The following is a 23,929-nucleotide window of genomic DNA, read 5'->3' as shown; positions in this document are numbered from 1 at the left end:
CCGTCGTCCCGCGGGCCCGGCCGGCCGCGCCGGCCCCTGCGGCGGCGGCCCCGGCGGGGGCTTCCGCGGCCGCGGCGTCCCCGGTGCAGGACGCGCTGGGCGCGGCGTGGTCGCGCGTGCTGGGGGTCGCCGCCGCTCCCGGCGACGACTTCTTCGACCTCGGGGGCGACTCGATGATGAGCGTCCGCCTCATCCGGGAGCTGGAGCAGCGTCTCGGACGGCACGTGCCCGCGGTCGTGCTCTTCGAGGAGTCGCGGCTCGACCGCATGGCCGACCGCATCGCACGGTGGATCGGGGAGACGGGGGACGCACGTGGCTGAGACGGCAGCGGTGGTGCAGGCGCAGGGGACGGACCCGGGGGACGTGGGCCCCGTCGGGGTCGTCGGCGCCGGCGTCATGGGCGTGAGCCTGGTCCACGCCCTGCTGGCGGCGGGCCTCGACGTCGTGCTCCACGACCGCGACCCGGGGGCGCTGGACGCCGCTCCCGGCCGGGTGCGGTCCGCCCGACGCGTGGCCCGGCTGTCCCGCGGGCGGGCAGGGGCCGAGCAGGAGGGCGCGCTGCGCGTGGTCGGCGACCTCGCGGAGCTCGCCGGCTGCGGCCTCGTCGTCGAGAACGTCACCGAGGACGAGCAGGTCAAGGAGCAGGTGCACCGGGACCTCGACCGCGTGCTCGACGGGCGCACGGTCGTCGCGGTCAACACGTCCGCGGTGCCGATCACCCCGCTGGCCGTCCTCGGTGCGCATCCCGACCGCGTGCTCGGGGCGCACTTCATGAACCCGGTGGCGACGTCGCAGATGGTGGAGGTCGTGCGCACGGCCCACACGTCGGACCGCGCCCTCGGGGTCCTCACGGGCGTGCTGGACCGCCTCGGCATCGCCATGACGGTCGTCGAGGACGTCCCCGGCTTCGTCATCAACCGCTGCCTGATGATGTTCGTCAACGAGGCCGCGGCGCTGCTCGACGACGGGGTCGCGACGCCCGCGCAGGTCGACCGCCTCTTCCGCGGGTGCCTGGGGCACCGCACGGGCCCGTTGCGCACCGCCGACGTCATCGGCATCGACACGATCGTCGACACGCTGCACGTTCTCGCCGCGCACCACGGACCGGAGCGCTTCACGCCGTCGCGGCGGCTCGTCGCGATGCTCGAGGCCGGCGAGCTCGGCCGCAAGTCCGGCAAGGGGTTCTACCACTACGAGGAGGACTGGACATGACCGCGCAGGACGTCACCCGGCACGGCCCCGGCACCGGACCCGAGGAGATCCGGGCGGTGGTGCTCCGGTACCTGGCGCGGTACGTCGACGACGTCGCGGTGCTCGACCGGGAGCGGCTCATCAGCGACGGCTGGCTCGACTCCCTCGCGGCCATCGGCCTCGTCGCGCACCTGGAGCGCAGCTTCGGCCTCGAGGTGGGCGACGAGGACCTGGAGCTCACCAACTTCGACTCGCTGGACGCCGTCACCGCCCTGGTCGTGCGGAAGCTCGCCGGATGAGCGGGCCCGACCTCGCGCAGGCCCGCCGGCTCGCCGACCAGCTGCTGCAGCCCGACCCGGGGCCGGCCCTCGGGACGCTGGTCGCCACCCGCCACGGCGGGCTGGGGCTGAGCCACGCGCTGCACGGCGAGGTGTGCCGGCTCGTGGCCGAGACGTCCCCGTCGCGGCAGGCCCTCCTCACCGTGCACGCGATGGTGTGCCGTGCCGTCGGCCGGTGGGGCAGCGAGGAGCTGCGCGACCGCCGCCTGCCGGACCTCGCGACGGGCCGGACCGTGGCCGCGTTCGCGCTCTCCGAGGAGAACGCGGGCAGCGACGTGCGGAGCCTGGCGATCGAGTGCCGTCCCACGGACGACGGCTGGGAGCTCACCGGCGAGAAGCAGTGGATCACGTACGGCCTGGAGGCCGACGTGCTCCTCGTGTTCGCCGGGACCGAGCGCGGCCCGCTCGCGGCGCTGGTCGACACGTCGGCACCGGGCGTGGAGGTCCGCGCCTGCCCCCGCACGAGCGGCTTCGCCGAGGCGCGGCTCGCCAGCGTCCGGTTCGACCGGTGCCGCGTGCCGCACGACCAGGTCGTCGGCCGTGTCGGCTCCGGCCTCGCGCACGTCGCCGCCGACGCGCTGACCCTCGGCCGGCTCAGCATCGCGTTCGCGTCGTGGGGCCTGGCCCGGGCGGCGCTGCGCGCCGCGACGCAGCGCGCGGTGGGACGCCACCAGTTCGGTGGGCCGCTGCACGAGCGCCAGCTGGTCCGGGGCCTGCTCGCGGACGCCTCGGTGGCCGTCGACGCGGCGCAGGAGCTCTGCCGGCGGGCCGCGCGGTCGATCGACGAGGCCGGTGAGTGGCTGCAGCACGACGTGCTGACGGCCAAGCTGGCGGCGAGCCGGGCGGCCGCCACGGCTGCGGCGACGGCGGCGCAGCTGCACGGGGCCGCCGGGCTGCTGGAGGGCTCGCCCGTCGACGTCATGGTGCGCGACGCGCGGGTGTACGAGGTCATCGAGGGCAACACCCAGCTCCTGCAGGACCTCGTCGCGGGCCAGGTCCTGGCACGGCACCGCAGCGGGGAGGACCTGTGAGCGCCGCGCCGCCGCCCACGCCCACGCCTGCGCCGACGCCTGCGCCGACGCCCGCACCGACCGTGAAGTGCGTCGTGTGGGACCTCGACGACACCCTGTGGGAGGGCGTGCTCGCCGAGGGCGGCGGGACGGCCCTGCGACCGGGAGTGCGCGACGTCCTGGAAGGGCTGGACCAGCGCGGTGTCCTCAGCTCGGTCGCGAGCAAGAACGCGCCGGGGCCCGCCCTGGCCCGCCTCGCCGAGCTCGGCGTCGTGTCGTACCTCGTCGCCCCGCAGATCGCGTGGGACCCCAAGTCGGTGCTCGTGGGGCGGATCGCCGAGGAGCTCGACATCGGCGCCGACACCCTGATGCTCCTCGACGACTCGCCGTTCGAGCTCGCCGAGGTCCGGGCGGAGCGCCCCGAGGTGCGCTGCGTCGACGCGGCCGAGCTGGCGGGGCTGCTCGACCGGCCGGAGCTGGACGTCCCGGTCACCGCGGAGGGCCGCAGGCGTCGGCGGCTGTACCAGGACGGTGCCCGCCGCCGTGCGTACGAGGAGTCGTTCGCCGGTCCGCGCGTCGAGTTCCTGCGGTCGCTGCAGATGCGGCTGTCGGTGTGGCCGACGCGGCCCGAGGACCTCGACCGGGCCGCGGAGCTGACGCAGCGCACCCACCAGCTCAACACCACGGGGCTGACGTTCGACCGCACGGAGCTCGCGCGGCTGATCGACGACCCGGGCAGCCTCGTGCTGTCGATCGGGCTCGTCGACCGGTTCGGGGACTACGGCGTCGTGGGGCTGGTCCTGCTGGCCCTCGAGCCCGCCGCGTGGCGCGTGCGGCTGTTCCTCATGTCCTGCCGCGTCATGGGCCGCAACGTCGGCGGCGTCGTCGTCGCGCTGCTCGGCCGCCACGCGCGGGAGCAGGGCGCCGACCTCACCGCCGACTTCCTGCCGAACGACGTGAACCGGCAGATGTACATGGTGTACCGGCTCAGCGGCTTCACCGACGACGGCGCGGACGGGGCAGTGCGCCGGCTGCGGCTGCGCCCCGACGCCCCCCTCGTCGTGCCCGACCACCTGGCGGTGCAGGCACGGATCCCCGTCCCCGACAGACCACTGGAGCGATGAGCATGGACGCCTTCACGGACCACTGGGTCGAGCGGTTCTCCGACGTGTACGACGAGGAGCGGCTCAGCGAGATCTGCTGGGTGACAGGGTCGGTCAACCCCGCGGTGCAGGGCCTGGTCATCGACCAGGTCGTGCCGCGCGGGTCGCGGCTCGTCGACCTCGGGTGCGGGCCGGGGGTGCACGCGGTGTTCTTCGCGCAGCACGGCATGGACGTCACGGCGGTCGACCGCTCGACGGCCGCCCTGGCGCGCGGGCGGGAGCTCGCCGCGTTCTACGGCGCCGAGGTGACGTTCCTCGAGGGCGACATCCTCGACGTCCCGGTGGCCGACGCGTCCGCGGACGTCGTCCACGACTCGTTCGTCTACCACAACGTGCGTCCCGAGGTGCGTGAGCGCTACGTCGCCGAGGTCGCCCGCGTGGTGCGGCCCGGAGGGCTGGCGGTGCTGACCGAGTTCTCCGACCGGATGACGCCCGGCACGGGACCGCTGCGTCTCACGTCCGACGACATGCTGCTGCCCTGGCTCGAGCACTTCGAGGTCGACGAGCTGCGGCGCTTCCGCAGCCTGCCGACCGAGAAGCGGCCCGACCAGTGGCACTGGCTCGCCGTGTACCGGAGGCGGGGCGCGTGAGCGCAGCCGCGCCGGCCCCGCGCGGCCGGTTCGCCGGGCGCCGCGTGCTGGTGACGGGCGGGGGCCGGGGCATCGGCCGGGCGTGCGCCCTGGCCTTCGCGCGCGAGGGTGCGAGCGTCGCGATCTGCAGCCGCACCAGCGACGAGCTCGCGTCCACCGCTGCGCAGGTCGAGCAGGTCGGTGGCGTGCCCGCGGTGCGGGTGACGCTCGACGTGGGCGTCGAGGAGCATGTCGTCCGCGGCGTCGCGGACGTCGAGTCCCGCCTGGGTCCGCTGGACGTGCTGGTGAACTGCGCGGGCGTGTTCTCGATGGGGCCGACCGAGGACGTCACGCAGGCCGCCGTCCGCGAGGCGCTGGACACCAACGTGCTGGGGACGATCCTCGTGTCCCGGGAGGTCGGCCGCGGCATGCTCGAGCGCGGCGCCGGTCGCATCGTGAACTTCGCGTCGCTGCTCTCGTTCACGGCCTTCCCCGGGCGCACCGCCTACGCCGCGAGCAAGGGCGCCGTCCTGCAGGTCACGCGGTCCCTGGCCGTCGAGTGGGCGGCCCGCGGCCTGACCGTCAACGCCGTCGCGCCGGGGATGATCCGCATCGGCACCCCGCACCCCGCCGTCGTCGCGGGCGACCTCAGCGAGGACGCGATCGTGGCGCGCATCCCCATGCGACGCCGCGGCGTGCCGGAGGACGTGACCGGCGCGGTGCTCTTCCTGGCGTCGGACGACGCCGGCTACATCACCGGGCAGACGATCGCCGTCGACGGCGGCTGGCTCAGCTACGGCTACCTCTAGCGCACGGACCAGGAGGACCACGTGACACGACACGCGATCATCGGCTGCGGCCGGGTGGCGGCCAACCACGTCGACGGCTTCGGCAGGGTCGACGGCTGGCAGGTCACCACGGCCTGCGACCGCACGGACGACGTCCACGCGTTCGCGCGCGCGCACGGCATCCCGCGTGCCACGCAGGACGTCGGCGAGGTCCTGGCGGACGCCGCGGTCACGAGCGTGTCCGTCGCCGTCGACCACGCGACGCACGCGACGATCGTCGAGGCCGCGCTGGGCGCGGGCAAGCACGTGCTGGTCGAGAAGCCGTTCGGCCTCGACCCGGCGCGCGCGCGGCAGCTCGCGGGGCTCGCCGCGGCGCAGGGGCTCACGTTGTCGGTCGTCTCGCAGCACCGGTACGACCCGGTCGTGCTGGCCGTCCGCGACTGGCTCGCGCGCGGGCTGCTCGGCGAGGTGGTGTGCGTGACCGCGTCGCTGCAGGCGCACCGGGAGCCGGAGTACTACACCGGCTCGTACTGGCGCGGCACCCTGCGCGGCGAGGGCGGCTCGGCCCTGGTCAACCAGGGGTACCACTGCCTCGACACGGTGCGTTGGCTCGTGGGGGACCTCACGGTCCGCTCGGCGTCCTGGCGGACCGTCGCGCTCGGCGACGTCATCGAGACGGAGGACACGATCTCGGCGCTGCTGGCGACCACCGGTGGCGCGCCGGTGACGTTGTCGGTGACCGTCGCGAGCCCGACGCAGTGGTGCACCCGCATCGAGGTGGTCGGCACCGCCGGCAGCGTGGCCTTCGACATCGACCACCCCGGGCGGCTGCTGCGCTGGGAGGGGCCGCCCGCGCTGGACGCCGAGGCGACCGCCGAGAGCCGCCGCAGCCTGGACGCCGACCCGCCCGGGCCGGCGTACTACGGCGTCTCGCACCGCCGGCAGATCGCCGACTTCTGCGACGCGGTCGCCACCGGGCGGTCCATGCTGTTCACACCGACCGAGTCGCTGGGCACCCTCGAGACCATCACCGCGCTGTACGCCCACGCGGGGGGTGCGCGATGAGGAAGGTCCTGCCCGTCGAGCGTCCCCTGGCGTACGCGTTCCAGTTCTACGCGTTCCCGCTCGCGATCCTCCAGCCGCACCCGCGCTCGCGGGACTGGGTGCTGAGCAACTACGTGCAGACCGCGTTCGACACCGCGCCCGGGTCCCCGGTGCCGTACTGCTTCTACCTGCACGACCACACCGCGTCGCCGTGGCTGCGGACGCAGCGGTTCACGCGGGAGTGGCTGGGCCGGCGCGGTGAGCGGATCGACGACCTCGTGCGCGACGCGGTCGCCGACGGGTGGTACGTGTACCTCACCGTCAACGAGCGCTACGTCGAGCACCGCCGCGCCCACGTCGAGGACGTCGACTACCCCCACGACGTCCTGGTCCACGGCTGCGACGACGACGACGACACCTTCGTGCTCCTGGGGTACGACGACGAGCAGATGTTCCGCTCGACGAGCCTGCCGCAGGAGTCCCTGTGCACGGCGTTCGAGGCGATGGGGCCGCGCCCGTTCCACGACACCGGGGTCGTGCTCTACCGCTACGACGACACCGCGACGTACGACCTCGACCCGGGGTTCGTGGCGGACGTCGTCGAGGAGTACCTGCGGGGCACGGACACCTCGCGCCGCCACCAGGACGCCGCGCCCCGCATGGACCGGGTGTGGGGGGCGCCGGGTCTGGTCCCCCTCGCGGCGAGCCTCGAGGCGTACGCCCGCGGCGAGCAGGACTTCGACATCCTCGGCCTGCAGGTCCTGTGGGAGCACAAGCGGCTGATGGTCGCGCGCGCGGAGCGCTGCGGCGAGCTGGGCGGCGACGTCACCGCGCTGGTGCCCGAGCTGCGGCGGCTCGAGCGGCTGACGTGGACGCTGCGCACGATGATGCTCGAGACCGTCGACGGCGACCGGGCGGCGTTCGGCCGGGACGCGGTCCGGCTGGTCGAGCAGGTCGCGGCGCAGGAGCAGCAGGTCCTGGCGGACCTGGTCGGAGAGCTGCGTGCGGCCTCGGTCGGCGCGCAGCGGAAGGAGGTGACGGTGTGATCACCGTCCGGAACCTGGTGCGGACCTTCGAGGTCACGCAGCGTGCCCCCGGGCTGCAGGGCGCGCTGCGCTCGGTCGTCCGCCGCGAGACCCGGTCGATCACCGCGGTCGACGACATCACGTTCGAGGCGCACAGCGGGCAGGTGCTCGGGGTCCTGGGCCCCAACGGGGCGGGCAAGACCACGGCGCTCAAGTGCATCGCGGGCCTGCTGACGCCCACGTCGGGCGTCGTGGAGGTGCTGGGTCACGAGCCCGCGCGCCGCTCGCCCGACTTCCTGCGCAGGCTCGGGTTCGTGATGGGCCAGCGCTGGCAGCTGCACATCGACCTGCCCGTGTGGGAGTCGTTCGAGCTGCACCGGGTCATGTACGGCATCGGACGCGTGTCGTTCGTCGAGGCCCGCGACGAGCTGGTCGACATGCTGGGCCTCGAGCCGTACGTCATGCAGCAGGCCCGCAAGCTGAGCCTCGGGCAGCGCATGCGGTGCGAGTTCGCCGCCGCGCTGCTGCACCGTCCGTCCGTGGTGCTCCTCGACGAGCCGACCCTCGGGCTGGACTTCGAGTCGCAGGTGCAGATCCGGCGGTTCGTCGCCGAGTACGTCCGGCGCAGCGGCGCGTGCGTCCTGCTCACGTCGCACTACCTCGCGGACATCGACGCCCTGTGCGAGGACGTGCTCGCGATCTCGCAGGGGCGCCTGACGTACCGCGGGTCGCTGCGGGCGATCCAGGAGATGGCCGACGACTCCAAGCGCGTGCGGGCCAGGCTCGCGCAGCCGCTGCAGGCGGGCACCCTCGCGCGCCTCGGCAGCGACGTCACCGTCGTGGACCACTCGGCGACGCAGCTGGTGCTCACCATGCCGCACGGGCGTGCCGGTGCCGTCGTGCAGGAGCTCGAGCGGGTCGGTGCCGTCACCGACATCACGATGGGCGCGCCGCCGCTCGAGGAGTCGCTCTCGCGCCTGTACCGCGGCTCGAGCCTGTCGTGACGCCCCCGTCACCGCCGGCGCCCCTCGCGCCGTCCGTCCCGGGGCCCCCGGCCGCCGACGAGACCGCCGTCCGCGGCGCCGTGCACGTCGTGCGCTCCGGGGTCGCCCTGCTGCGCGCGGAGGTCCAGGCGCGCAGCGCGTACCGCGCCCAGATCTTGCTCGGGTCGCTGGGCTGGGTGGTGCCGCTGGCGTTCCTCGCCCTGTGGCGCGACGCCGCCGCCGACGGCCCGGTGGGTGGCATCACCGCCGCGGGCTTCACGACGTACTTCGCGGTGCTGCTCGCGATGTCCAACCTGTGGCTCACCGGGACCGTCGTGTTCGCGACCGCCGGCCGGGTCCACAGCGGGCAGCTCTCGGCGATGCTGCTGCGCCCGGCGCCGCCGCTGCTCGTGCCCGTCGCGGAGGGCCTGGCGACCAACGTGTTCCGTCTGCCGGTCGTCCTCGTCGGGGTGCCGGTCCTGGTGCTCCTGGGCGGCGGTGCGGTGACGTCCGACCCCGCCGACTGGCTGCTGGCGCCCGCCGTCGGGGTCGTCGGCATCGTCGCGGTCACGTACGTGGCGTCGCTCGTCGCGTGCGTCGCGTTCTGGATGACGAAGGCCCAGGGCGTCATGGGTCTCGTCATCGGGCTGGAGTGGGTGCTCGGCGGCATGGTCGCGCCCGTCGCGCTGATGCCCGGGCCGCTGCCCGCGCTGCTCGTGCACCAGCCCTTCTGGTATGCCGGCGGAGCGCCCGCGGAGATCCTCGCGGGGATCGGCGACCACGGACCCACGGTGCTCCTCGAGGCGCTCGCGTGGGTCCTCGTGCTGCACCTGCTGCTGCGCGTCGTGTGGCGGCGGGGGCTGCGACGGTACGAGGCGGTGGGCTCGTGACGGGCGCGGGGGGTGCGACGACCGACGTGTGGGAGGGCCCGCCCGTCGGGTCGGCGCGGCACGCCGCCGTCGTCGTGCGGGCGGCCTGGAAGTCGTCCCTCGCCGGCTCGGCCGAGTACCGCGGGGACCTCGTCGTGGGCACGCTGGTCTCGATCGTGTGGCTGGCCGTCTCGGCGGTCCCGGCCGTGGTGGTGTCCCTGAACTCCGCGGGCGCCGGCGGGTGGACCCTGCCGCGCCTCATGTGCCTGCTCGGGGTCTGGTACCTCATGGACGCGGTCATGTGGATCGTCGTGATGCCGAACGTCGGGCAGTGGGGGGAGCAGGTGCGCTCCGGCACACTGGACGGCGTGCTGCTGCGCCCCGTGCACTCGCTGGTGCTGTGCTCCTTCCGGGTCGTCGGCGTGCAGGACGTGCCCAAGGTGCTGCTCGCGCTGGCGCTCGTCGTGACGTCCCTCGTGCTGGGCGGCGGCCCGCCGTCGGTGCTCGCCCTCCTGGCCGGCGCGGTGTGCGTGGCGTGCGGGCTCGTGCTGCTGTGGGCGCTCGCGGTGCTGACGTCGTACAAGGTGCTCTCGCACGTGCAGTGGGACGCGTCGTTCCTGCTGCACGCGGGCCTGAACCTCGGCCGGGTGCCGATCCCGCTGTACGGCGACGTCCTGCGGGTCGTCCTCACGTGGGTGGTGCCGGTCGCGTTCCTCACGACCGTCCCGGCGCAGGTCCTGTTCGGGATGGTGCCGTGGTGGACCGTGGGTGCGGCGCTCGGGTTCGCGGCCGCGTCGGTCGTCGTGGTCGTGGTGCTGTGGAACCGCGAGCTGCGGCGCTACGCCGGGGCGATGGGGTGAGCGCCGTGCCGACGGACGACCGGGTCGTCCTCATGTGCGGCCCCGCCGGGTCGGGCAAGTCGACCTACGCGCGGCGCCTCGAGGCCGAGGGGTACGTGCGACTGTCGTTCGACGAGACCGCGTGGCAGCTGGGCCACCGCAGCCACCCGGTGCCGCGGGACGTGGCGGACGAGGTCCACGACCTGCTGCGCCGCCGGGTCCTGGACGTCCTGGCGGCCGGCGGACGCGTCGTCGTCGACACGTCGTTCTGGTCGCGCGAGTCGCGTGAGCGCTACCGCACGTTCCTCGCGCCGCACGGCGTCGCGCCGCTCGTGCTCTACCTGGACACCCCCGTCGCGACGATGCTGCAGCGGCTCGAGAGCCGCAACGACGGGCACGGCGACGACGTGCGGGTCCCCCCCGAGACGGCGTTGGCGTACATCGAGGGCTTCGAGGTGCCGACGCCCGACGAGGGTCCGCTCCGCGTGGTCCACGGATGACCGGGCCCGACGGACCGGTGCTCGACGAGGGCCGTCTGCGGGCTGCGGTCGAGGAGGTCCTCGTCGAGCACGGGCCGGGGTCGCCGGGCCCGCACGCCGTGCCGGACCTGCGGGACCAGCTCCTCGAGCACCTCGGCGGGCTGGGGTTCGCGTGGCAGGAGTCCGTGCAGGTCGACGACGTCGTGCACACGTTCGACCTGCTCGGCGTCGCCGCGGACCACCCGACCCGCACGACGGCGCAGTCGTTCCTGCTCGGTGACGGCCGGGTCCTGCGCAGCCACACGACCTCGTCGGTGCTGCGTGCCCTGGCGGCGGAACCGGGGTGCCCCCGGCGCCGCCTGGTCGTCGGCGGCCCGTGCTACCGCAACGTGCGGCCGGGCCCCCGGTTCGTCACGTTCTTCCACCAGGTCGAGATGTGCGCGGTCGGGCCGGAGATCGGCTTCGGAGATGTCAAGGGGCTGGCGCTGTCGACGGTCGCCGAGCTGCTCGGCCCGCACGCTGCGTCCGCGCTGCGTCCGCGCGCGCTGCCGTACGTGGCGCCGGGGCTCGCGGTCGACGTGGTCTGCACGCCCTGCGACGGCCGGGGGTGCGGCCTGTGCGGCGGCCGCGGACAGCTCGAGGTGATGGCCGGCGGGCTGCTGCGGGACGAGATCGCCCGGGACGTCGACGTGCCGGCGGCGTCCCGGGTCGCGCTGCTCGCGGTGTCGCTCGAGCGCGTCCTCGCGGTCCGGCACGGGGTCGCGGACATCCGTCCCTTCATCGCCGACGACCCGCCCGTCGTCGCGCCGTACCGGTAGGCCGGCGTGCGTGTGCCCCTGTCGTGGCTCAACGACCTCCTCGTCGAGCCCGTGAGCGCGCGGGTCGCGGCCGAGGCGCTCGGCGACGCGGGCCTCACGGTCTCCCGCGTCGAGGGGGTCGGCGCCGCGAGCCCGCACGTCGTCGTCGGCGAGGTCGTGTCGGTCGACGCGGACGGTGCGGTGGTCCGGGTCCCCACGTGCGAGCCCGTGCGGGTGCCCGCGTCCGTCGGGCCCCTGCGGCCGGGCGCGCGCGTCGCCGTCGCCATGGCCGGGGCCCTCCTCCCGGACGACGCGCCGTCCGGCACGGTGCGTGTGCCGCGGTCGGGTGCGGGCGCCGTCCTGCGTGTGGGCGAGGTGTGCCGCGCCCGGGACCTGGGCGGGGACGGCGGTGCCGCGGTACCGCTGCCGCCGGACGCGTCGCTCGGTGCGCCGGTGGCCCCGCTGCTGCCCGCGGCGGCGGGCGACACCGTGCTGACCCTGCGCGTGCCCGGGCACCTGCCCCACGCACGGTCGCTGGCCGGGCTCGCGGCCGAGGTCGCTGCCCGTGCCGGGACGTCCGTGGTGCCGGACGAGGACCCGCCGGCGTCGGGTCTCCGCGCCGCGCCGCTCGCGGTCGCGACGGCCGACGTCGAGGCAGCCGCCGTGCTGGTGCCGGAGCCCGCGCCCGGCGCCGTGGACCCGCAGGTCCGCCGTCGGCTGCAGCTCGCGGGCCTGCGCCCGGACGGGCCGCTGGTCGCCGCTGTCCGGGCGGTCGCCTACCGCACGGGGGTGCGGATCACCCTGCACCCGTCGTCGCCAGGGCCGCTGCGGCTCGCCGTCCACGCCGACGGCCCCCCGGGGTCGGGCCCGCACCACGTCGACGGGGTCCGCCCACCGGTGCCCGGCGAGCCGCCCACGTGGGTCGTGGTCGCGACTGCCGTGCGCGGTGCGCGCCCCGGCCCCGCGGCGGCGCTGCGCGAGGTCTGCCACGCCGTGGGTGCCGACCCGGTGCACGCGGCTGCCGGCGGCGGACCCGACGGGCCCCGGCGGGTCCTCGTGCTCGACCTGGCGGCGACCGCCCGGCGCACCGGTCTGACGCTCGGTGCCGACGAGGTCGCCCGGCTCGTCGCGCGCGTCGACGCCCGCGCGGAGCCGGACGACGACGGGCGGGTGCGCGTCACGGTGCCGCCGAGCCGTCCCGACCTGCGGGACGAGGTCGCGCTCGCGGACGAGCTGGTGAGGCTCGCGGGTGTCGGGGACGTCGTGGCGTCGTGGCCCGCACCGCTGCACCGCCGGCCCGAGGCGCCCCGGCGCACCCTGGAGCAGCGGGTGCGGCGCGCCCTGCTCGGCGAGGGCCGCCAGGAGCTGGTGACGTCGCTCGTGACGCGGGCCGACGCCCCGACGGGGGAGGACGACGTGCCCCTGGTCCCGGGCGACGGTCCGCGTGCCGCGGTGCGGTCCGACCTGGCCGTCGACCTGGCGCGCCGGGCGGCGGCCCGCCCCGACGGCGGCCGCGTCCGGGTGTTCGAGGTCGGGGGCGTCGTGTCCCGCGACGGTCGCGAGCGGCGTGTCGCCGCGATCGCGTCCCGTGGCCCGGCGGCAGGAGGTGACCCGGCGGAGCTGCTGCGCGACGTCGCACGGGCGGTCCGCGCGGTCGTCGACGCGGCAGGTGCCGGCCGGGACGTTGCGCTGCTCCCGGCGGACGGCGCGGCACCCGGGGGCGTCGTCGTGGTCGTGCGGGGCCGACCCGTGGGACGTGCCGGTCTCCAGCACGTCGTGCGGCGCGCGCACCGCACGACCGTCGCGGCCGCCGAGCTGGACCTCGACGAGCTCGTGGCGGCCTCGGCGGCGCCCCGCGGCCGGGCCCCGGCCGTCCCGGTCCGCCGGTCGGGACCGCACCCGGCGCTCACCCGGGACCTCACCCTCGACGTGCCCGGCGGCGGGCCCTCCGCGCTCGAGCTGCTGGACGTGCTCCGGGCGGCCGCCCCGCTGGTCACGGACGTGCGCGTCGTGGACTCCCACGTCCGGGACGACCACGGGGTCACGCGCTGCCTCACGTTCCGCCTCACCCTGGCGTCGCCGTGGCGGGACGTCACGCGCGCCGAGGGGAACGCGGTGGTCGCCCACGCCGTCACGGTCTGCGAGGGACGGGGTGCCCGCGTGCGGCGGTGAGCCCCGCGCTGCGGTGGACCCCGCGCTGCGGTGAACCCCGACGGGCCCCGTCTCGTCTACCTCCTGAGGGCCCGGAGGCGGGCACGGGACCGAGAGGGGCGCACGGATGCAGCAGCGGACGAAGGTGTGGGCGGGGATCGGTGCCGGGGTCGTGGTGCTCGGGGTGGTGGCCGTGGTCGTCGGGCCGGGGCTCTACGCGGACTGGGCCAACAGCAACGCCGACGCGGCGCCGACGCTGCAGGCCGACGCGACCGGTACGGGCGTCGAGGCGACGGACGGCACGTGGACGGTGGGTGAGGGCTCGTTCGCGGGGTACCGCCTGGACGAGGTGCTGCGGGGCCAGGACGTGACCGTCACCGGGCGCACCGAGCAGGTGACGGGCACGGTCACGGTCGAGGACGGCCGCCTCACCGCGGCGGACGTCGAGGTCGACATGGCGAGCATCACCACGGACCAGCCGCCGCGCGACGGGTACTTCCGGGACCAGGCCCTGCAGGTCGCCATGTACCCGACGGCGACGTTCACGCTGACCGAGCCGGCGGACGTCGGCGGGGCCACGAGCGTGCAGCTCACGGGTGACCTGACGATCCGCGACGTCACGCGCGCGGTGACGGTCGACGCGCAGGTCGCCGCGAGCGGTGGCACCGTGCAGGTGGTGGGGTCGGTGCCGGTGACCTTCGCCGACTACGGCGTCGAGGCGCCCGACCTGGGCTTCGTGACCGTCGAGGACACGGGGTCGGTCGAGTTCGACCTGCGCCTGACGGCGCCCTGACCGGTCCGGCGACGAGGTGGTGGGTGACGTGGTCGGTGAGGCGGTGGGTGAGTCGGTGGGTGACGCCGACGAGCTGCTGCGCGCCACCCACGCCACGCACGCCGCCGCGCTGCACCGGTACGTCGTGCGGCTGACGGACCCGGCGCGTGCCCCCGACGTCGTGCAGGAGACCCTGCTGCGCGCGTGGCGGCACCCCGAGGTGCTGACGCGCCCCGAGGCGTCGGTGCGGGCGTGGCTGTTCACGGTCGCACGCCGCCTCGTCGTCGACGACGCCCGCAGCGCCCACCGCCGCCACGAGCTGCCGTCCGACGCCCCGCCCGACGCGGTGACCGCCGACGGGACGCAGGCCGTGCTGGACCGGTGGCTCGTGGCCGACGCGCTCGACGCGCTGTCGCCCGACCACCGCGCCGTCGTCGTCGGCGCGTACTACGGCGGGCGCACGGTCGCGGAGCTCGCCGCCGAGCACGGTGTGCCGCCGGGCACCGTCAAGTCGCGGCTGCACTACGCGCTGCGTGCCCTGCGCCTCGCGCTGCAGGAGAGGGGAGTGACGTCATGAGCACCGACCCGTACCGCGACTGGGACGCGGCGTACGTCCTGGGTGCCCTCGCGCCGGGCGAGCGCCGCGAGTTCGAGGAGCACCTGGCGGCGTGCGACGCGTGCCGCGCGGCGGTGGGCGAGCTCGCGGGGATGCCCGCGCTGCTGGGGATGGTGCCGCAGGAGCAGGTCGACGCGGCCGGTGACGAGCGGGACGGGCCGGCCGACGTCGTGCCGCTGGCGCGCGTCGCGGCCGCGGCCCACCGGCGGCGTGCGCGCGGCCGGGTCGCGCTCGCGGGCGTGGCGGCGGCCCTGGTCGTGCTGGCGGGTGCGACGGGCGCGGCGGTGACGGCGGCGACGGCGGCCCGCCCGGCGGTGGTCGCGGCCGACGCGCGGACGGTCGCGCTCGCCCCCGTCGCCGGGTCGGGGGTCAGCGCGGACCTGACGCTGGCGCCCGTCGCGTGGGGCACGCGGCTGGACTGGTCGTGCGCGTACGAGGCGGCCGAGCTGCCCGAGGGCGTCTACACCCTCGTGCTCGTCGACGCCGCCGGCGAGCGGTCGGTGGTCGCGACGTGGACGAGCACGGGCGAGCGGGCCGCGGCGGGCCTCGGGGCGTCGTCGGCGCTGCCGCTCGAGGGGATCGCGCGCGTCGAGCTGGGTGTGGTGGGCCTGGACCGGCCGCTCGCGGTCGGCGAGGTGGCGACCGCCTGACGGGGCCCCGTCAGGTCGCGTCGGGGTCGTCGGGGTCGCCGTCGATCGGGGGGAGCGTCACGCCGCAGGCGTCGGTGACGTGCCGGGCGACGTCGGTCAGGGCGGCCACCTGGGCGGGGGTCAGGCCGTCGAAGACGCGGCGGCGCACCTCGGCGGCGTGGCCGGGGGCGGTCGCGACGACCTTGTCCCAGCCGTCGTCGGTGAGGGTGGCGAGCGTCGTGCGGCCGTCGGTGGGCTCGGGGTGGCGGCGCACCCACCCGCGGGCCTCGAGGCGCGCGACGATGCGCGACAGGTGGGACAGGCTGACGTCGGCGCGGGCGGCGAGGTCGCGCATGCGGCGGGTGCGGCGCGTGGCCATCGAGAGCCAGGAGAGCACCTGGTACTCCGTGAGCGAGAGGCCGGCGTCGCGCTGCAGCTGGGTGTCGAGCGCGTGGGGCAGGTGCACGGTGAGCGAGACGAGCGCGATCCACGCGTGGGTCTCGTCGCGGGTGAGCCAGCGCGTGTCGTCGTCCACCATGCGACCACATTACTTGACACGGGAAGTGATGGCGGGTGAACATCGCTTGCCGCGGAAAGTAACGCGTCCGCGGCGTGCCGACGCCCGTCGGCCCCGACCGCAGGGAGCCCGCCATGACCCCACCCCTCCGCCTCCTCCTCGTCGTCGGCAGCGTGCGCGACGGCCGTCGAGGCCCGGCGGTCGCCGACTGGGTGCGTCGGCGCCTCGCGGGCCGCGACGGCATCGAGCTCGACGTCGTCGACCTGCTCGACCTCGACCTGCCCGCGTCGGCCGACGGCTCCGGGGACACCGAGGCGTGGCGCGACCGCGTCGCCGCGGCCGACGCGTTCGTCGTCGTGACCCCCGAGTACAACCACGGCTACCCCGGCCCCCTCAAGACCGCGATCGACGCCGTCACCGACGGCTGGCACGGCAAGACCGTCGCGTTCGTGTCCTACGGCGGCACCGCCGGCGGCGCCCGCGCGGTCGAGCAGCTGCGGCCCGTCTTCGCCGAGCTGCACGCGCACACCGTCCGCGAGCAGGTGCTGCTGCCCCACGTGTGGGAGCTGCTCGACGCCGACGGCGTGCTCGACGCCCCGCGCGCCGAGGGCGCCGTCACGGCGATGCTCGACCAGGTCGTCTGGTGGGGCACGGCGCTGCGCTCGGCGCGGGCGGTCGGGGCACCCGTCTGACGCCGGTCCCGGTCCGCGTGCCGCGCGTCGCCGCCGCCCCGGGCGAGGTCAGGCGGGCAGCACGCGGGTCGGCACGGCCGTCTCGAGCGCGCCGTCGACGCCGCGCTCGACGCGGAACGCCTGCCCGCCCGGCGCCTCGGTCACCGCCTCGACGAGCACGCCGTCGCGCCACAGCAGCGCGACACCGTCGTCCGCCGCGTACCCGGCGGGCAGCTCGCCGGACCCCACCCACCTCAGGTAGGACTCACGGCGCCCCGGCTCGCCGCGGTAGTGCGGGCACGCCGACCCGGGCAGCAGGCCCAGGCCGTCGCGCAGGGGGGCGTACGGGCCGAACGAGTCGGTGCTGGACGCCTCGTACCAGCAGTTCATCCCCGCCGAGATGCCGGCGAGCACCGTCCCGCGGCGCGCGGCCTCCGTCAGCAGCTCGGGCAGGCCGTGCAGGCGCCAGACCGCCAGGAGGTTCGCGGTCGACCCGCCGCCGACGTACACGACGTCCTGCTCGAGGACCTCGTCGAGCCGGTCCAGCGGGACCGCCCCGTCGGGCCCGTTGCCGAAGAGCGCGAGGACGGACGTGCGCGCCCGCCCCTCGAACGCGGCGAGGAACCTCTCGACGTACGACGCCGCGTCGCCGCTCGCGGTCCCGACGAAGCACACGCGCGGGGTGTCGGCGCCGGTGAGCGTCAGCAGGAGCTCGTCCAGCGAGCCCGCGCCGGCGACCTCCGGCATCGAGAACCCGCCGCCGCCCATCGTCAGGACCGTCCCGTGCCGCATCGTCATGGCCCACGACCGTAGCCACGCACCGCCGCCGCGTCGTGCCCATTCCTCCCGGACGTCCGGTCCCACCGGGTACCGTGGACCGGTCGCGAGGTCACCGGCCCCGCGCGTCACCGGCCCCGCGCGTCACCCCGCGGCGGTCGCCCGAGCAGGCCCACGCGGGTGGGCGCCGCCCGCACCCACGGAGGACCGATGACCTACGAGCTCGCGCTGTTCGACCTCGACGACACCCTCGCGCCGTCGAAGAGCAAGGTCCACCCCGAGATCGTCGACATGGTCGTCGCGCTCACCCGCGTCGCGCAGGTCGGCATCATCTCCGGCGGCCGGTTCGAGCAGTTCGACGCCCAGCTCCTCTCCTCGATCGAGGACCCCGCGGCGCTGGCGCGCCTGCACGTCCTGCCGACCTGTGGCACCCGCTACCTGGTGCACGACGGCGGGCAGTGGGCCGAGATCTACAGCGAGCCCCTGACCGACGACGAGTCCGCCCGCGCCGCGGCCGCGGTCGAGGAGTCGGCCCGCGCGCTGGGCCTGTGGGAGGAGAGCACCTGGGGCGACCGCATCGAGCTGCGCGGCAGCCAGGTGACGTTTTCCGCGCTCGGCCAGGAGGCCCCGGTCGACGCGAAGGCGGCGTGGGACCCGGACGGCGCCAAGAAGGAGCGGCTGCGCGCGGCCGTCGCCGAGCAGCTCCCCGACCTCGAGGTGCGCTCCGGCGGCTCGACGTCCGTGGACATCACCCGCAAGGGCATCGACAAGGCCTACGGCGTCAACCGCCTGCTGGAGCGGCTCGGGCTCGAGCCGGCGCAGGCCGTGTTCTTCGGTGACCGCCTCGACGAGGGCGGCAACGACTACCCCGTCATCTCGACCGGCGTCCCGTGCGTCGCCGTGGAGGGCTGGGAGGACACCCCCGGCAAGGTCCGCGCGACCCTCCCGGAGGCGTTCGCCTGACCCGCGCACCACGAGGAGCGTGAGGGGTTGCCGTCGCAGGACGACGGCAACTCCTCACGTTCTCCCGCCCGTCGCGGGGTGCCGGGTGCCCGGGTCAGGAGACCTTGCCGCGCAGGAGGCGGTGCCAGTAGACCTGGGGCTCGAGGTACCGGTCGAACAGGTAGAGGGACCGGCGCGGCCGCCCCAGGTCGGGGAACGGGACGGTCGGCTCCTCGTGCCCGTCGCGGTCGTGCTCGGCGAGCAGCAGCTCCCGCCGTGACGTGGTGACCGGCGCGATCGTGTAGCCGTCGTAGTGGCGCAGTGGCGCGCCGACGCGAGCGGCCGGGATGTTGTGCGCGACGACCGGCACCTGCTTGCGCAGCGCACCCCCCGACGGCGACGTGTCGACCGTGGCGACGTCGCCCAGCGCCCACACGTGCCGGTGGGTGCGGTGGCGCAGGGTCCGCGGGTCCACGTCGACGAACCCGTCGGAGCCGTCCGACGCCAGCCCGCTGCCGGCGACCCACTCCGGTGCCCGGTGCGGGGGTGCCACGTACAGCGCGTCGTAGGGCAGGTGCTCGGCGCCGTCCGGGGTGCGCAGCTGCACGCTGCGGCCCGCGGCGTCGACGCGCTCGAGCGCCACCCGGGTGCGCACGTGCACGCCGTAGCCGGCGGCGGCCTCGCGCAGCTGCTGGTCGGCGCGCGCCATGCCGGCCAGGCGCGAGCCCTCGACGACCAGGTCGATCGTGATCGCGTCCAGCACGCCCGTCGCGCGCCAGTGGTCGGCGGCGAGGAACAGCGGCTTGAGCCCCACGGGCGAGCACGGCACGTGCCGGTCGGCGATCGCGAACACGGCGCGTCCCGACGTCAGGCCCGCGAGCATCTGCCACGTCTGCGGCGCGTGCTCCGGCAGGTAGCTCGTCGAGGCGTGCGGCGTCGCGACGGCGTCGCGCAGGCCGGGCACGGCGTCCCAGTCCACCTGTGAGCCGGGGCACAGCACGAGGTCGCCGTACCCCACCTGCTCGCCGCCGGCGAGGTGCACGACGGACGCGACGGGGTCGACGGACGTCACGCGGTCGGGGTACCAGTGCACCCCCCGCGGCACGACCTCGATCTGCGGCCGGCGCAGGTCGTCGAGCGTCGCGGCACCGCCGGCGACGTACGACAGCAGCGGCCGGTAGTGGTGGACGTGGTTCGGCTCGACGAGGGCGACGTCGGGGCACCCGCCGCGCAGCAGCTTGGCCGCGAGCGAGATGCCGGCGTTGCCGCCTCCGACGACGACGACGCGGTGGCGCGGAGCATTCATGGGCGCACGCTTCCCTCAGACCTCGACGACGGGATCCGGCCACGCTAGGCGCCGGGTCGCCGGCGCGCGCGCCGAGGCGGTCGGCGGTGACGGCGCACGGGCCGTGAACAGGGGGCCCGCGCTCGGCGGACTGCCGGTGACAGCCGCGTGACCTGCGTGAACACTCGCCGAACGGTCCGGCAACGGCGCTGCCCATGGGCGATTCGCCGGGTTGCGTCCGCCTAGTTTCGTGTCCGGTCCGGCCCCACCCCCGGGGCCGACGACGACGGCCGCGACCCGGCCCGTCGTCCACCGCGGCGCGTTCCCCCGACGCGCCCGACCGCCCGGAGACCCATGACCGCCGTCCTCGCCCCACCGGCCGGCGCGGGCCCGACCCGCCGCCCCGCGCCGCCGCCGAGCCCTGCGCCCGGCAGCGCGGCACGCGCCCGCCGACGCCGCGCGCTCGCCTGGTTCGCGCTGCTCGCCGGCCCGAACGTCGCGCTGCTGGTGCTGTTCGTCTACAAGCCGCTGGTCGAGAGCTTCTACCTGTCGACCATGCAGTGGAACCTCGGCTCGCCCGTCGCGCGGTTCGTGGGCCTGGGCAACTACGTCGAGTGGTTCACGGCCGACTCCACCGCCCGCGTGCTGACGACCACCGCCGTGTTCACGCTGACGACGGTCGGCGGGGCGCTCGTGCTGGGGCTGGGCCTGGCGCTGCTGCTCGACCGCCGCCTGCCGGGCCGCGGGCTGGCGCGCACGGTCGCGTTCGCGCCGTACGTGCTGTCCGGGTACGCGGTCGGCATCCTGTGGCTGTTCATCTTCGACCCCCGGTACGGGCTGATGTCGGCCGTCCTGCGCGGCTTCGGGGTCGCGTCGCCGCAGTGGTACACGGTCGAGCCGTGGCCGCTGGTCATGATCATCGTCGTCTACCTGTGGAAGCACCTCGGGTACGTCGCGCTGATCTACCTGGCCGGTCTGCAGGGCGTCCCGCAGGACCTGCGCGACGCCGCCGCCCTCGACGGCGCGTCGCCCGGCCGGACCCTGCGGTCGGTCGTGCTGCCGCTGCTCGCGCCGACCACGTTCTTCCTGCTGGTGACGATGATGCTGGCGTCGCTGCAGTCGTTCGACGTGATCCGGTCGATGACCCAGGGCGGCCCTCTCGGCTCCACGACGACGCTGATGTACCAGATCTACACCGAGGGCTTCGTCAACGGACGCGCCGGGTACGCCTCGGCCGGCGCGACGATCCTGTTCCTGCTGCTCCTGGCGGTGACCGCGGTCCAGCTGCGGTTCCTCGAGCGGAAGGTGCACTACGCATGAGCGCGCCCACCCGCCCCGCCGCAGCACCCGCACCCGCGTCGCGCCGGAGCCCGGGGCGCGTGCTCGCGCTCGACGCCGCGGGCCTGATGACGCTCGCCGCCGCGACCCTCGTCCTGGGTGCCCCCCTGCTGTGGATGCTGCTCGCGAGCCTCAAGCGCCCCGACGAGCTGTACGCGCTGCCCCTGCAGTGGCTGCCCGACGCGCTCGACCTGGGCAACTACGCGCAGGCCGCCCGGACCATCCCGCTCGGCACGCTCTTCGCCAACAGCGTCGGGCTGACGGTCGTCGGGTCGGGGCTCAAGGTCGCGCTCGGCCTGTGCTGCGCGTACGCCCTGGTGTTCCTCGACGTGCCGTTCCGGCGGACCGTGTTCGTCGTCGTCATCGCGGCCCTGATGATCCCGCCGCAGATCACGATCATCCCCAACTACACGTTCGTCGCGAGCCTCGGCTGGCTCAACACGTACCAGGGGATCCTCGTGCCCGGCCTGGCCAGCGCGTTCGGCACCTTCCTGTTCCGCCAGCACTTCCTCACCCTGCCGCGCTCGGTGCTGGAGGCCGCCGACCTGGACGGTGCCGGGCACTGGCGGCGGCTGTGGCGGTTCGTCGTGCCCATGTCCCTGCCGACGATCGCGGCGGTCACGCTCGTGTCCGTCGTCAACGAGTGGAACGACTACCTGTGGCCGTTCCTCGTCGTCGACGACCCCCGCAAGATGACGCTGCCCGTGGGCCTCACGCTGCTGCAGAACGTCGAGGGCATGACGGCCTGGGGCGTGCTGCTCGCGGCGACGACCGTGGTGACCCTGCCCGTGCTCGTCGTGTTCCTCGTCCTGCAGCGCCGGCTCGTGGCCGGCCTCACCGCGGGCGCCGTCACCGGCTGACCCGCACCCCGACCCCCGACCACCGGGCCGCTGCCTGCGGCTCCGGCCCCCGGCACGCCCACCGCCCGGTGGCGTGCACCCCCGCACCGCACCGAGGAGACCGTCGTGTCCCACCGTTCCCACCGCCGCCGCAGCCTCGCGGCGTCCGCACTCGTCGCCGTCGGCGCGCTCGGCCTGGCCGCCTGCACGACGCCCACGATCGCGACCGGCGACGCCGCCGAGACGGCCGCCTCCGACGCGGTCGACTGGTCGAGCGTCGAGCCCGCCTCGCAGATCACCTGGTGGAGCAACCACCCCGGCTCGTCCAAGGCCGTCGAGGAGGAGCTCATCGCGCGCTTCGAGGAGGCGCACCCGGAGATCGACGTCGAGCTCGTCACCGCCGGCGCCAACTACGACGAGGTGGCGCAGCGCTTCCAGGCCGCGTCGCAGACGTCCGAGCTGCCCGACGTCGTCATCTCCTCCGACGTGTGGTGGTTCCGCTACCACCTCAACGACCAGATCCTGGCGCTCGACGACGTCCTCGAGCACCTCGACGGCGACACCGACGACTTCGTCAGCGCCTTCTACGCCGACTACGAGTACGAGGGGCAGCACTGGGCCGTGCCGTACGCGCGCTCGACGCCGCTCTTCTACTACAACAAGGACAAGTGGGCGGCCGCCGGCCTGCCCGACCGCGGCCCCGAGACGTGGGCCGAGCTGCAGGAGTGGTCGACCTCGCTCACCGCGCAGGTGCCCGCGGACTCGAAGCCGCTGGGCATGTCGACCGGGCCGTCGTGGTCCGCGTGGTGGTTCGAGAACATGATCTGGGGCCACGGCGGGCAGTACTCCGACGAGTGGACGACGACGCTGGACGCCCCCGAGGCGGTCGCCGGCGGGCAGTTCCTGCACGACCTGTTCCACGGGGACGCCGCGTACGCGACGGTCTCGGAGGACTCGACCGCGGACTTCGCGGCCGGTGTGGTCGCCGCGACGATCGGCTCGACGGGGTCGCTCAAGGGCATCCTGGACGCCGCGTCCTTCGAGGTCGGGACGGCGTTCCTGCCCGACGGCCCCGACGGTGGCGGCGTGCCCACCGGTGGCACCGGCCTGGCGATCCCGGCGTCCAAGACCCCCGAGGAGCAGCTCGCGGCGGCGATGTTCCTGCAGTTCATCACCAGCACCGAGCAGACCGCGTACTTCTCGCAGAACACCGGGTACATGCCGGTGCGCACGTCCGCGATCGAGTCGCCCGAGATGACGGCGGTGTACGAGGCCACGCCCCAGTTCCGCACGGCGGTCGACCAGCTCTCCGCCAAGGCGCGCTCGCAGGACTGGATCCGCGTGTTCGTCCCCAGCGCCGACCAGATCCTCACCGAGGGCATTGAGCAGATCGTGCTGCGCGGGACGGACCCGGCCACCGCGTGGGGGTCCATCGCGCCGAAGATCGAGACGGCCTACCGTGAGAACGTGGAGCCGTACCTGTGACGAGGGTCGTCGCGCACCGCGGGAGCTCGTGGGTCGCGCCGCAGAACACGCTCGCGGCCTTCGAGGCCGCGGCCCGTGCCGGCGCGGACTCGATCGAGCTCGACGTGCAGCTCACGGCGGACGGGCACGTCGTGGTGATCCACGACGACACGCTCGACGCGACGACCGACGGTTCCGGCTGGCTCAAGGACACGACCCTCGCGCAGGTGCGTGAGCTCGACGCCGGTGCGTGGTTCTCGTCCGCGTACGCCGGGCAGCGCGTGCCGCTGCTCGACGAGGTCGTCGACCTGCTGCTGCGGCACCCGTCGGTGGACCTGCTGTGCGAGGTCAAGGGGGAGTGGACCGCCGAGGAGGCGGCCCGCGTCACCGGTCCGCTGCGGGCGGCGGGCCTGGCCGACCGGGTGGTCGTGCAGAGCTTCTGGCCCGGGACGGTCCGGTCCCTGCGGGAGGCGGACCCGGCCCTGCGCCGCGGCCTGCTGCTCGCGGGGGTCGACGCGGACACGCTCGACCTGTGCGCGTCGCTCGACGTGGTCATGGCCAACCCGCACGGCCTGCTGCTGCAGCAGGACCCGGGGCTGGTCGCGCGGCTGCACGACGCGGACCTGCGGGTGGCGGTGTGGACCCTCGACGAGCCCACGCACTGGTCGGCCGCGGTCGACCTGGGCGTCGACGAGATCATCACCGACCGCCCGGACCGCCTGGCCGGCTGGCTGGCGGCCCGCCGGCCCTGACGCGCCTGCGCCGCTGGTGTGAGGGGTTGCCGTCGCCCGACGACGGCAACCCCTCACACCGCGTCCCGGCCGGGCTGGATC

At 75.3% G+C, this 23,929-nt stretch carries 27 protein-coding genes; 24 read left to right on the top strand and 3 right to left on the bottom strand.

The features are described 5' to 3' along the window. The 18 genes from Cph01nite_RS18110 to Cph01nite_RS18025 all read left to right on the top strand — a co-directional run. The coding region (locus Cph01nite_RS18110) for an acyl carrier protein (protein ID WP_203676301.1) at nt 1-320 on the top strand (320 nt) is incomplete at its 5' end. After that, a complete protein-coding gene (locus Cph01nite_RS18105; RefSeq protein WP_203676299.1) occupies nt 313-1,212 on the top strand; it encodes a 3-hydroxyacyl-CoA dehydrogenase family protein in 900 nt (299 codons plus the stop codon). The genes Cph01nite_RS18110 and Cph01nite_RS18105, both read left to right, overlap by 8 nt. Further along, nucleotides 1,209-1,490, top strand: coding sequence for an acyl carrier protein (locus Cph01nite_RS18100; RefSeq protein WP_203676297.1), 282 nt, complete (start codon nt 1,209-1,211; stop codon nt 1,488-1,490). Before Cph01nite_RS18105 ends, Cph01nite_RS18100 begins: the two co-directional genes overlap by 4 nt. Further along, nucleotides 1,487-2,560, top strand: a complete 1,074-nt coding sequence (locus Cph01nite_RS18095) for an acyl-CoA dehydrogenase family protein (RefSeq protein WP_203676295.1) — start codon at nt 1,487-1,489, stop codon at nt 2,558-2,560. The genes Cph01nite_RS18100 and Cph01nite_RS18095 overlap by 4 nt, the downstream gene beginning before the upstream one ends. After that, the gene (locus Cph01nite_RS18090) at nt 2,557-3,663 is read left to right on the top strand and encodes an HAD-IIIC family phosphatase (RefSeq protein WP_203676293.1); all 1,107 of its coding nucleotides are present in this window, start codon (nt 2,557-2,559) and stop codon (nt 3,661-3,663) included. Before Cph01nite_RS18095 ends, Cph01nite_RS18090 begins: the two co-directional genes overlap by 4 nt. Continuing rightward, entirely contained in the window at nt 3,660-4,292 is a 633-nt protein-coding gene (locus Cph01nite_RS18085) for a class I SAM-dependent methyltransferase (protein ID WP_203676292.1), read from the top strand. Before Cph01nite_RS18090 ends, Cph01nite_RS18085 begins: the two co-directional genes overlap by 4 nt. Next, nucleotides 4,289-5,080 carry an SDR family NAD(P)-dependent oxidoreductase gene (locus tag Cph01nite_RS18080; protein WP_203676291.1) on the top strand — a complete coding sequence of 264 codons (792 nt, stop codon included), beginning with the start codon at nt 4,289-4,291 and terminating at the stop codon, nt 5,078-5,080. The genes Cph01nite_RS18085 and Cph01nite_RS18080 overlap by 4 nt, the downstream gene beginning before the upstream one ends. A gap of 21 nt (nt 5,081-5,101) precedes the next feature. After that, a complete protein-coding gene (locus tag Cph01nite_RS18075) occupies nt 5,102-6,124 on the top strand; it encodes a Gfo/Idh/MocA family protein (protein WP_203676290.1) in 1,023 nt (340 codons plus the stop codon). Next, nucleotides 6,121-7,149 carry a hypothetical protein gene (locus Cph01nite_RS18070; protein ID WP_203676289.1) on the top strand — a complete coding sequence of 343 codons (1,029 nt, stop codon included), beginning with the start codon at nt 6,121-6,123 and terminating at the stop codon, nt 7,147-7,149. The genes Cph01nite_RS18075 and Cph01nite_RS18070 overlap by 4 nt, the downstream gene beginning before the upstream one ends. After that, on the top strand, nt 7,146-8,132 hold the full coding sequence (locus tag Cph01nite_RS18065) for an ABC transporter ATP-binding protein (RefSeq protein ID WP_203676288.1): 987 nt from the start codon (nt 7,146-7,148) through the stop codon (nt 8,130-8,132). The genes Cph01nite_RS18070 and Cph01nite_RS18065 overlap by 4 nt, the downstream gene beginning before the upstream one ends. Continuing rightward, on the top strand, nt 8,129-9,001 hold the full coding sequence (locus Cph01nite_RS18060; protein WP_203676286.1) for an ABC-2 family transporter protein: 873 nt from the start codon (nt 8,129-8,131) through the stop codon (nt 8,999-9,001). The genes Cph01nite_RS18065 and Cph01nite_RS18060 overlap by 4 nt, the downstream gene beginning before the upstream one ends. Further along, nucleotides 8,998-9,840 carry an ABC transporter permease gene (locus Cph01nite_RS18055; RefSeq protein ID WP_203676279.1) on the top strand — a complete coding sequence of 281 codons (843 nt, stop codon included), beginning with the start codon at nt 8,998-9,000 and terminating at the stop codon, nt 9,838-9,840. Before Cph01nite_RS18060 ends, Cph01nite_RS18055 begins: the two co-directional genes overlap by 4 nt. A gap of 5 nt (nt 9,841-9,845) precedes the next feature. After that, nucleotides 9,846-10,319: a P-loop nucleotide/nucleoside kinase family protein gene (locus Cph01nite_RS18050; protein ID WP_239069354.1), complete on the top strand. Its 474-nt coding sequence runs from the start codon at nt 9,846-9,848 to the stop codon at nt 10,317-10,319. Beyond that, nucleotides 10,316-11,116, top strand: a complete 801-nt coding sequence (locus Cph01nite_RS18045) for a tRNA ligase subunit PheS family protein (protein ID WP_203676270.1) — start codon at nt 10,316-10,318, stop codon at nt 11,114-11,116. Before Cph01nite_RS18050 ends, Cph01nite_RS18045 begins: the two co-directional genes overlap by 4 nt. Before the next feature lie 6 nt (nt 11,117-11,122). Further along, nucleotides 11,123-13,267 (top strand): phenylalanine--tRNA ligase subunit beta, encoded by a 2,145-nt coding sequence (locus Cph01nite_RS18040; protein WP_203676269.1) that lies wholly within the window; start codon nt 11,123-11,125, stop codon nt 13,265-13,267. A 106-nt stretch (nt 13,268-13,373) separates the two neighbouring features. Next, the gene (locus Cph01nite_RS18035; RefSeq protein WP_203676267.1) at nt 13,374-14,039 is read left to right on the top strand and encodes a YceI family protein; all 666 of its coding nucleotides are present in this window, start codon (nt 13,374-13,376) and stop codon (nt 14,037-14,039) included. Nucleotides 14,040-14,094: 55 nt separating this feature from the next. Next, complete coding sequence (locus Cph01nite_RS18030; protein WP_203676265.1) at nt 14,095-14,595, top strand: sigma-70 family RNA polymerase sigma factor; 501 nt, start codon at nt 14,095-14,097, stop codon at nt 14,593-14,595. After that, nucleotides 14,592-15,284 carry an anti-sigma factor family protein gene (locus tag Cph01nite_RS18025; protein WP_203676263.1) on the top strand — a complete coding sequence of 231 codons (693 nt, stop codon included), beginning with the start codon at nt 14,592-14,594 and terminating at the stop codon, nt 15,282-15,284. The genes Cph01nite_RS18030 and Cph01nite_RS18025 overlap by 4 nt, the downstream gene beginning before the upstream one ends. Before the next feature lie 10 nt (nt 15,285-15,294). Here the strand turns inward: Cph01nite_RS18025 and Cph01nite_RS18020 are convergent, their stop codons facing one another. After that, a complete protein-coding gene (locus Cph01nite_RS18020) occupies nt 15,295-15,801 on the bottom strand; it encodes a MarR family winged helix-turn-helix transcriptional regulator (protein ID WP_203676261.1) in 507 nt (168 codons plus the stop codon). Nucleotides 15,802-15,914: 113 nt separating this feature from the next. On the opposite strand from Cph01nite_RS18020, the gene Cph01nite_RS18015 reads away from it, so the two are divergent. Beyond that, nucleotides 15,915-16,472, top strand: a complete 558-nt coding sequence (locus Cph01nite_RS18015; protein WP_203676260.1) for an NADPH-dependent FMN reductase — start codon at nt 15,915-15,917, stop codon at nt 16,470-16,472. 48 nt (nt 16,473-16,520) lie between these two features. On the opposite strand, the gene Cph01nite_RS18010 is transcribed toward Cph01nite_RS18015, so the two are convergent. Beyond that, nucleotides 16,521-17,249 carry a Type 1 glutamine amidotransferase-like domain-containing protein gene (locus Cph01nite_RS18010; protein WP_203676258.1) on the bottom strand — a complete coding sequence of 243 codons (729 nt, stop codon included), beginning with the start codon at nt 17,247-17,249 and terminating at the stop codon, nt 16,521-16,523. A 189-nt stretch (nt 17,250-17,438) separates the two neighbouring features. Here Cph01nite_RS18010 and Cph01nite_RS18005 point away from each other — a divergent pair, with 189 nt between their 5' ends. Next, on the top strand, nt 17,439-18,191 hold the full coding sequence (locus Cph01nite_RS18005; RefSeq protein WP_203676256.1) for an HAD-IIB family hydrolase: 753 nt from the start codon (nt 17,439-17,441) through the stop codon (nt 18,189-18,191). A 94-nt stretch (nt 18,192-18,285) separates the two neighbouring features. Here Cph01nite_RS18005 and Cph01nite_RS18000 read toward each other — a convergent pair whose 3' ends face one another. Then, a complete protein-coding gene (locus Cph01nite_RS18000; protein WP_203676254.1) occupies nt 18,286-19,476 on the bottom strand; it encodes an NAD(P)/FAD-dependent oxidoreductase in 1,191 nt (396 codons plus the stop codon). 333 nt (nt 19,477-19,809) lie between these two features. Between Cph01nite_RS18000 and Cph01nite_RS17995 the strand changes: the two genes are divergently transcribed. The 4 genes from Cph01nite_RS17995 (at nt 19,810) to Cph01nite_RS17980 (ending at nt 23,848) form a co-directional block, all read left to right on the top strand. Beyond that, complete coding sequence (locus Cph01nite_RS17995; protein WP_203676253.1) at nt 19,810-20,775, top strand: carbohydrate ABC transporter permease; 966 nt, start codon at nt 19,810-19,812, stop codon at nt 20,773-20,775. After that, the gene (locus Cph01nite_RS17990) at nt 20,772-21,653 is read left to right on the top strand and encodes a carbohydrate ABC transporter permease (protein WP_203676252.1); all 882 of its coding nucleotides are present in this window, start codon (nt 20,772-20,774) and stop codon (nt 21,651-21,653) included. The genes Cph01nite_RS17995 and Cph01nite_RS17990 overlap by 4 nt, the downstream gene beginning before the upstream one ends. A gap of 105 nt (nt 21,654-21,758) precedes the next feature. After that, nucleotides 21,759-23,117, top strand: a complete 1,359-nt coding sequence (locus Cph01nite_RS17985; RefSeq protein WP_203676251.1) for an ABC transporter substrate-binding protein — start codon at nt 21,759-21,761, stop codon at nt 23,115-23,117. Further along, nucleotides 23,114-23,848 carry a glycerophosphodiester phosphodiesterase gene (locus tag Cph01nite_RS17980; protein WP_203676250.1) on the top strand — a complete coding sequence of 245 codons (735 nt, stop codon included), beginning with the start codon at nt 23,114-23,116 and terminating at the stop codon, nt 23,846-23,848. The genes Cph01nite_RS17985 and Cph01nite_RS17980 overlap by 4 nt, the downstream gene beginning before the upstream one ends. The last annotated feature ends 81 nt before the right edge of the window (nt 23,849-23,929 follow it).

Source organism: Cellulomonas phragmiteti (genome assembly GCF_016862775.1).
Classification (GTDB): Bacteria; Actinomycetota; Actinomycetes; order Actinomycetales; family Cellulomonadaceae; genus Cellulomonas; species Cellulomonas phragmiteti.
Note: the sequence above shows the minus strand (reverse complement) of the source record. Positions and strands in the feature narration are given on the sequence as shown.

Excerpts from the sequence above, each read along its gene's own strand:
- Cph01nite_RS18100 (WP_203676297.1), top strand. The coding sequence starts at position 1,209 with ATGACCGCGCAGGACGTCACCCGGCACGGCCCCGGCACCGGACCCGAG.
- Cph01nite_RS17995 (WP_203676253.1), top strand. The coding sequence starts at position 19,810 with ATGACCGCCGTCCTCGCCCCACCGGCCGGCGCGGGCCCGACCCGCCGC.
- Cph01nite_RS18005 (WP_203676256.1), top strand. The coding sequence starts at position 17,439 with ATGACCTACGAGCTCGCGCTGTTCGACCTCGACGACACCCTCGCGCCG.
- Cph01nite_RS18070 (WP_203676289.1), top strand. The coding sequence starts at position 6,121 with ATGAGGAAGGTCCTGCCCGTCGAGCGTCCCCTGGCGTACGCGTTCCAG.
- Cph01nite_RS18085 (WP_203676292.1), top strand. The coding sequence starts at position 3,660 with ATGAGCATGGACGCCTTCACGGACCACTGGGTCGAGCGGTTCTCCGAC.
- Cph01nite_RS18045 (WP_203676270.1), top strand. The coding sequence starts at position 10,316 with ATGACCGGGCCCGACGGACCGGTGCTCGACGAGGGCCGTCTGCGGGCT.
- Cph01nite_RS18010 (WP_203676258.1), bottom strand. The coding sequence starts at position 17,249 with ATGACGATGCGGCACGGGACGGTCCTGACGATGGGCGGCGGCGGGTTC.
- Cph01nite_RS18015 (WP_203676260.1), top strand. The coding sequence starts at position 15,915 with ATGACCCCACCCCTCCGCCTCCTCCTCGTCGTCGGCAGCGTGCGCGAC.
- Cph01nite_RS18035 (WP_203676267.1), top strand. The coding sequence starts at position 13,374 with ATGCAGCAGCGGACGAAGGTGTGGGCGGGGATCGGTGCCGGGGTCGTG.
- Cph01nite_RS18000 (WP_203676254.1), bottom strand. The coding sequence starts at position 19,476 with ATGAATGCTCCGCGCCACCGCGTCGTCGTCGTCGGAGGCGGCAACGCC.
- Cph01nite_RS18095 (WP_203676295.1), top strand. The coding sequence starts at position 1,487 with ATGAGCGGGCCCGACCTCGCGCAGGCCCGCCGGCTCGCCGACCAGCTG.
- Cph01nite_RS18020 (WP_203676261.1), bottom strand. The coding sequence starts at position 15,801 with ATGGTGGACGACGACACGCGCTGGCTCACCCGCGACGAGACCCACGCG.
- Cph01nite_RS18025 (WP_203676263.1), top strand. The coding sequence starts at position 14,592 with ATGAGCACCGACCCGTACCGCGACTGGGACGCGGCGTACGTCCTGGGT.
- Cph01nite_RS17990 (WP_203676252.1), top strand. The coding sequence starts at position 20,772 with ATGAGCGCGCCCACCCGCCCCGCCGCAGCACCCGCACCCGCGTCGCGC.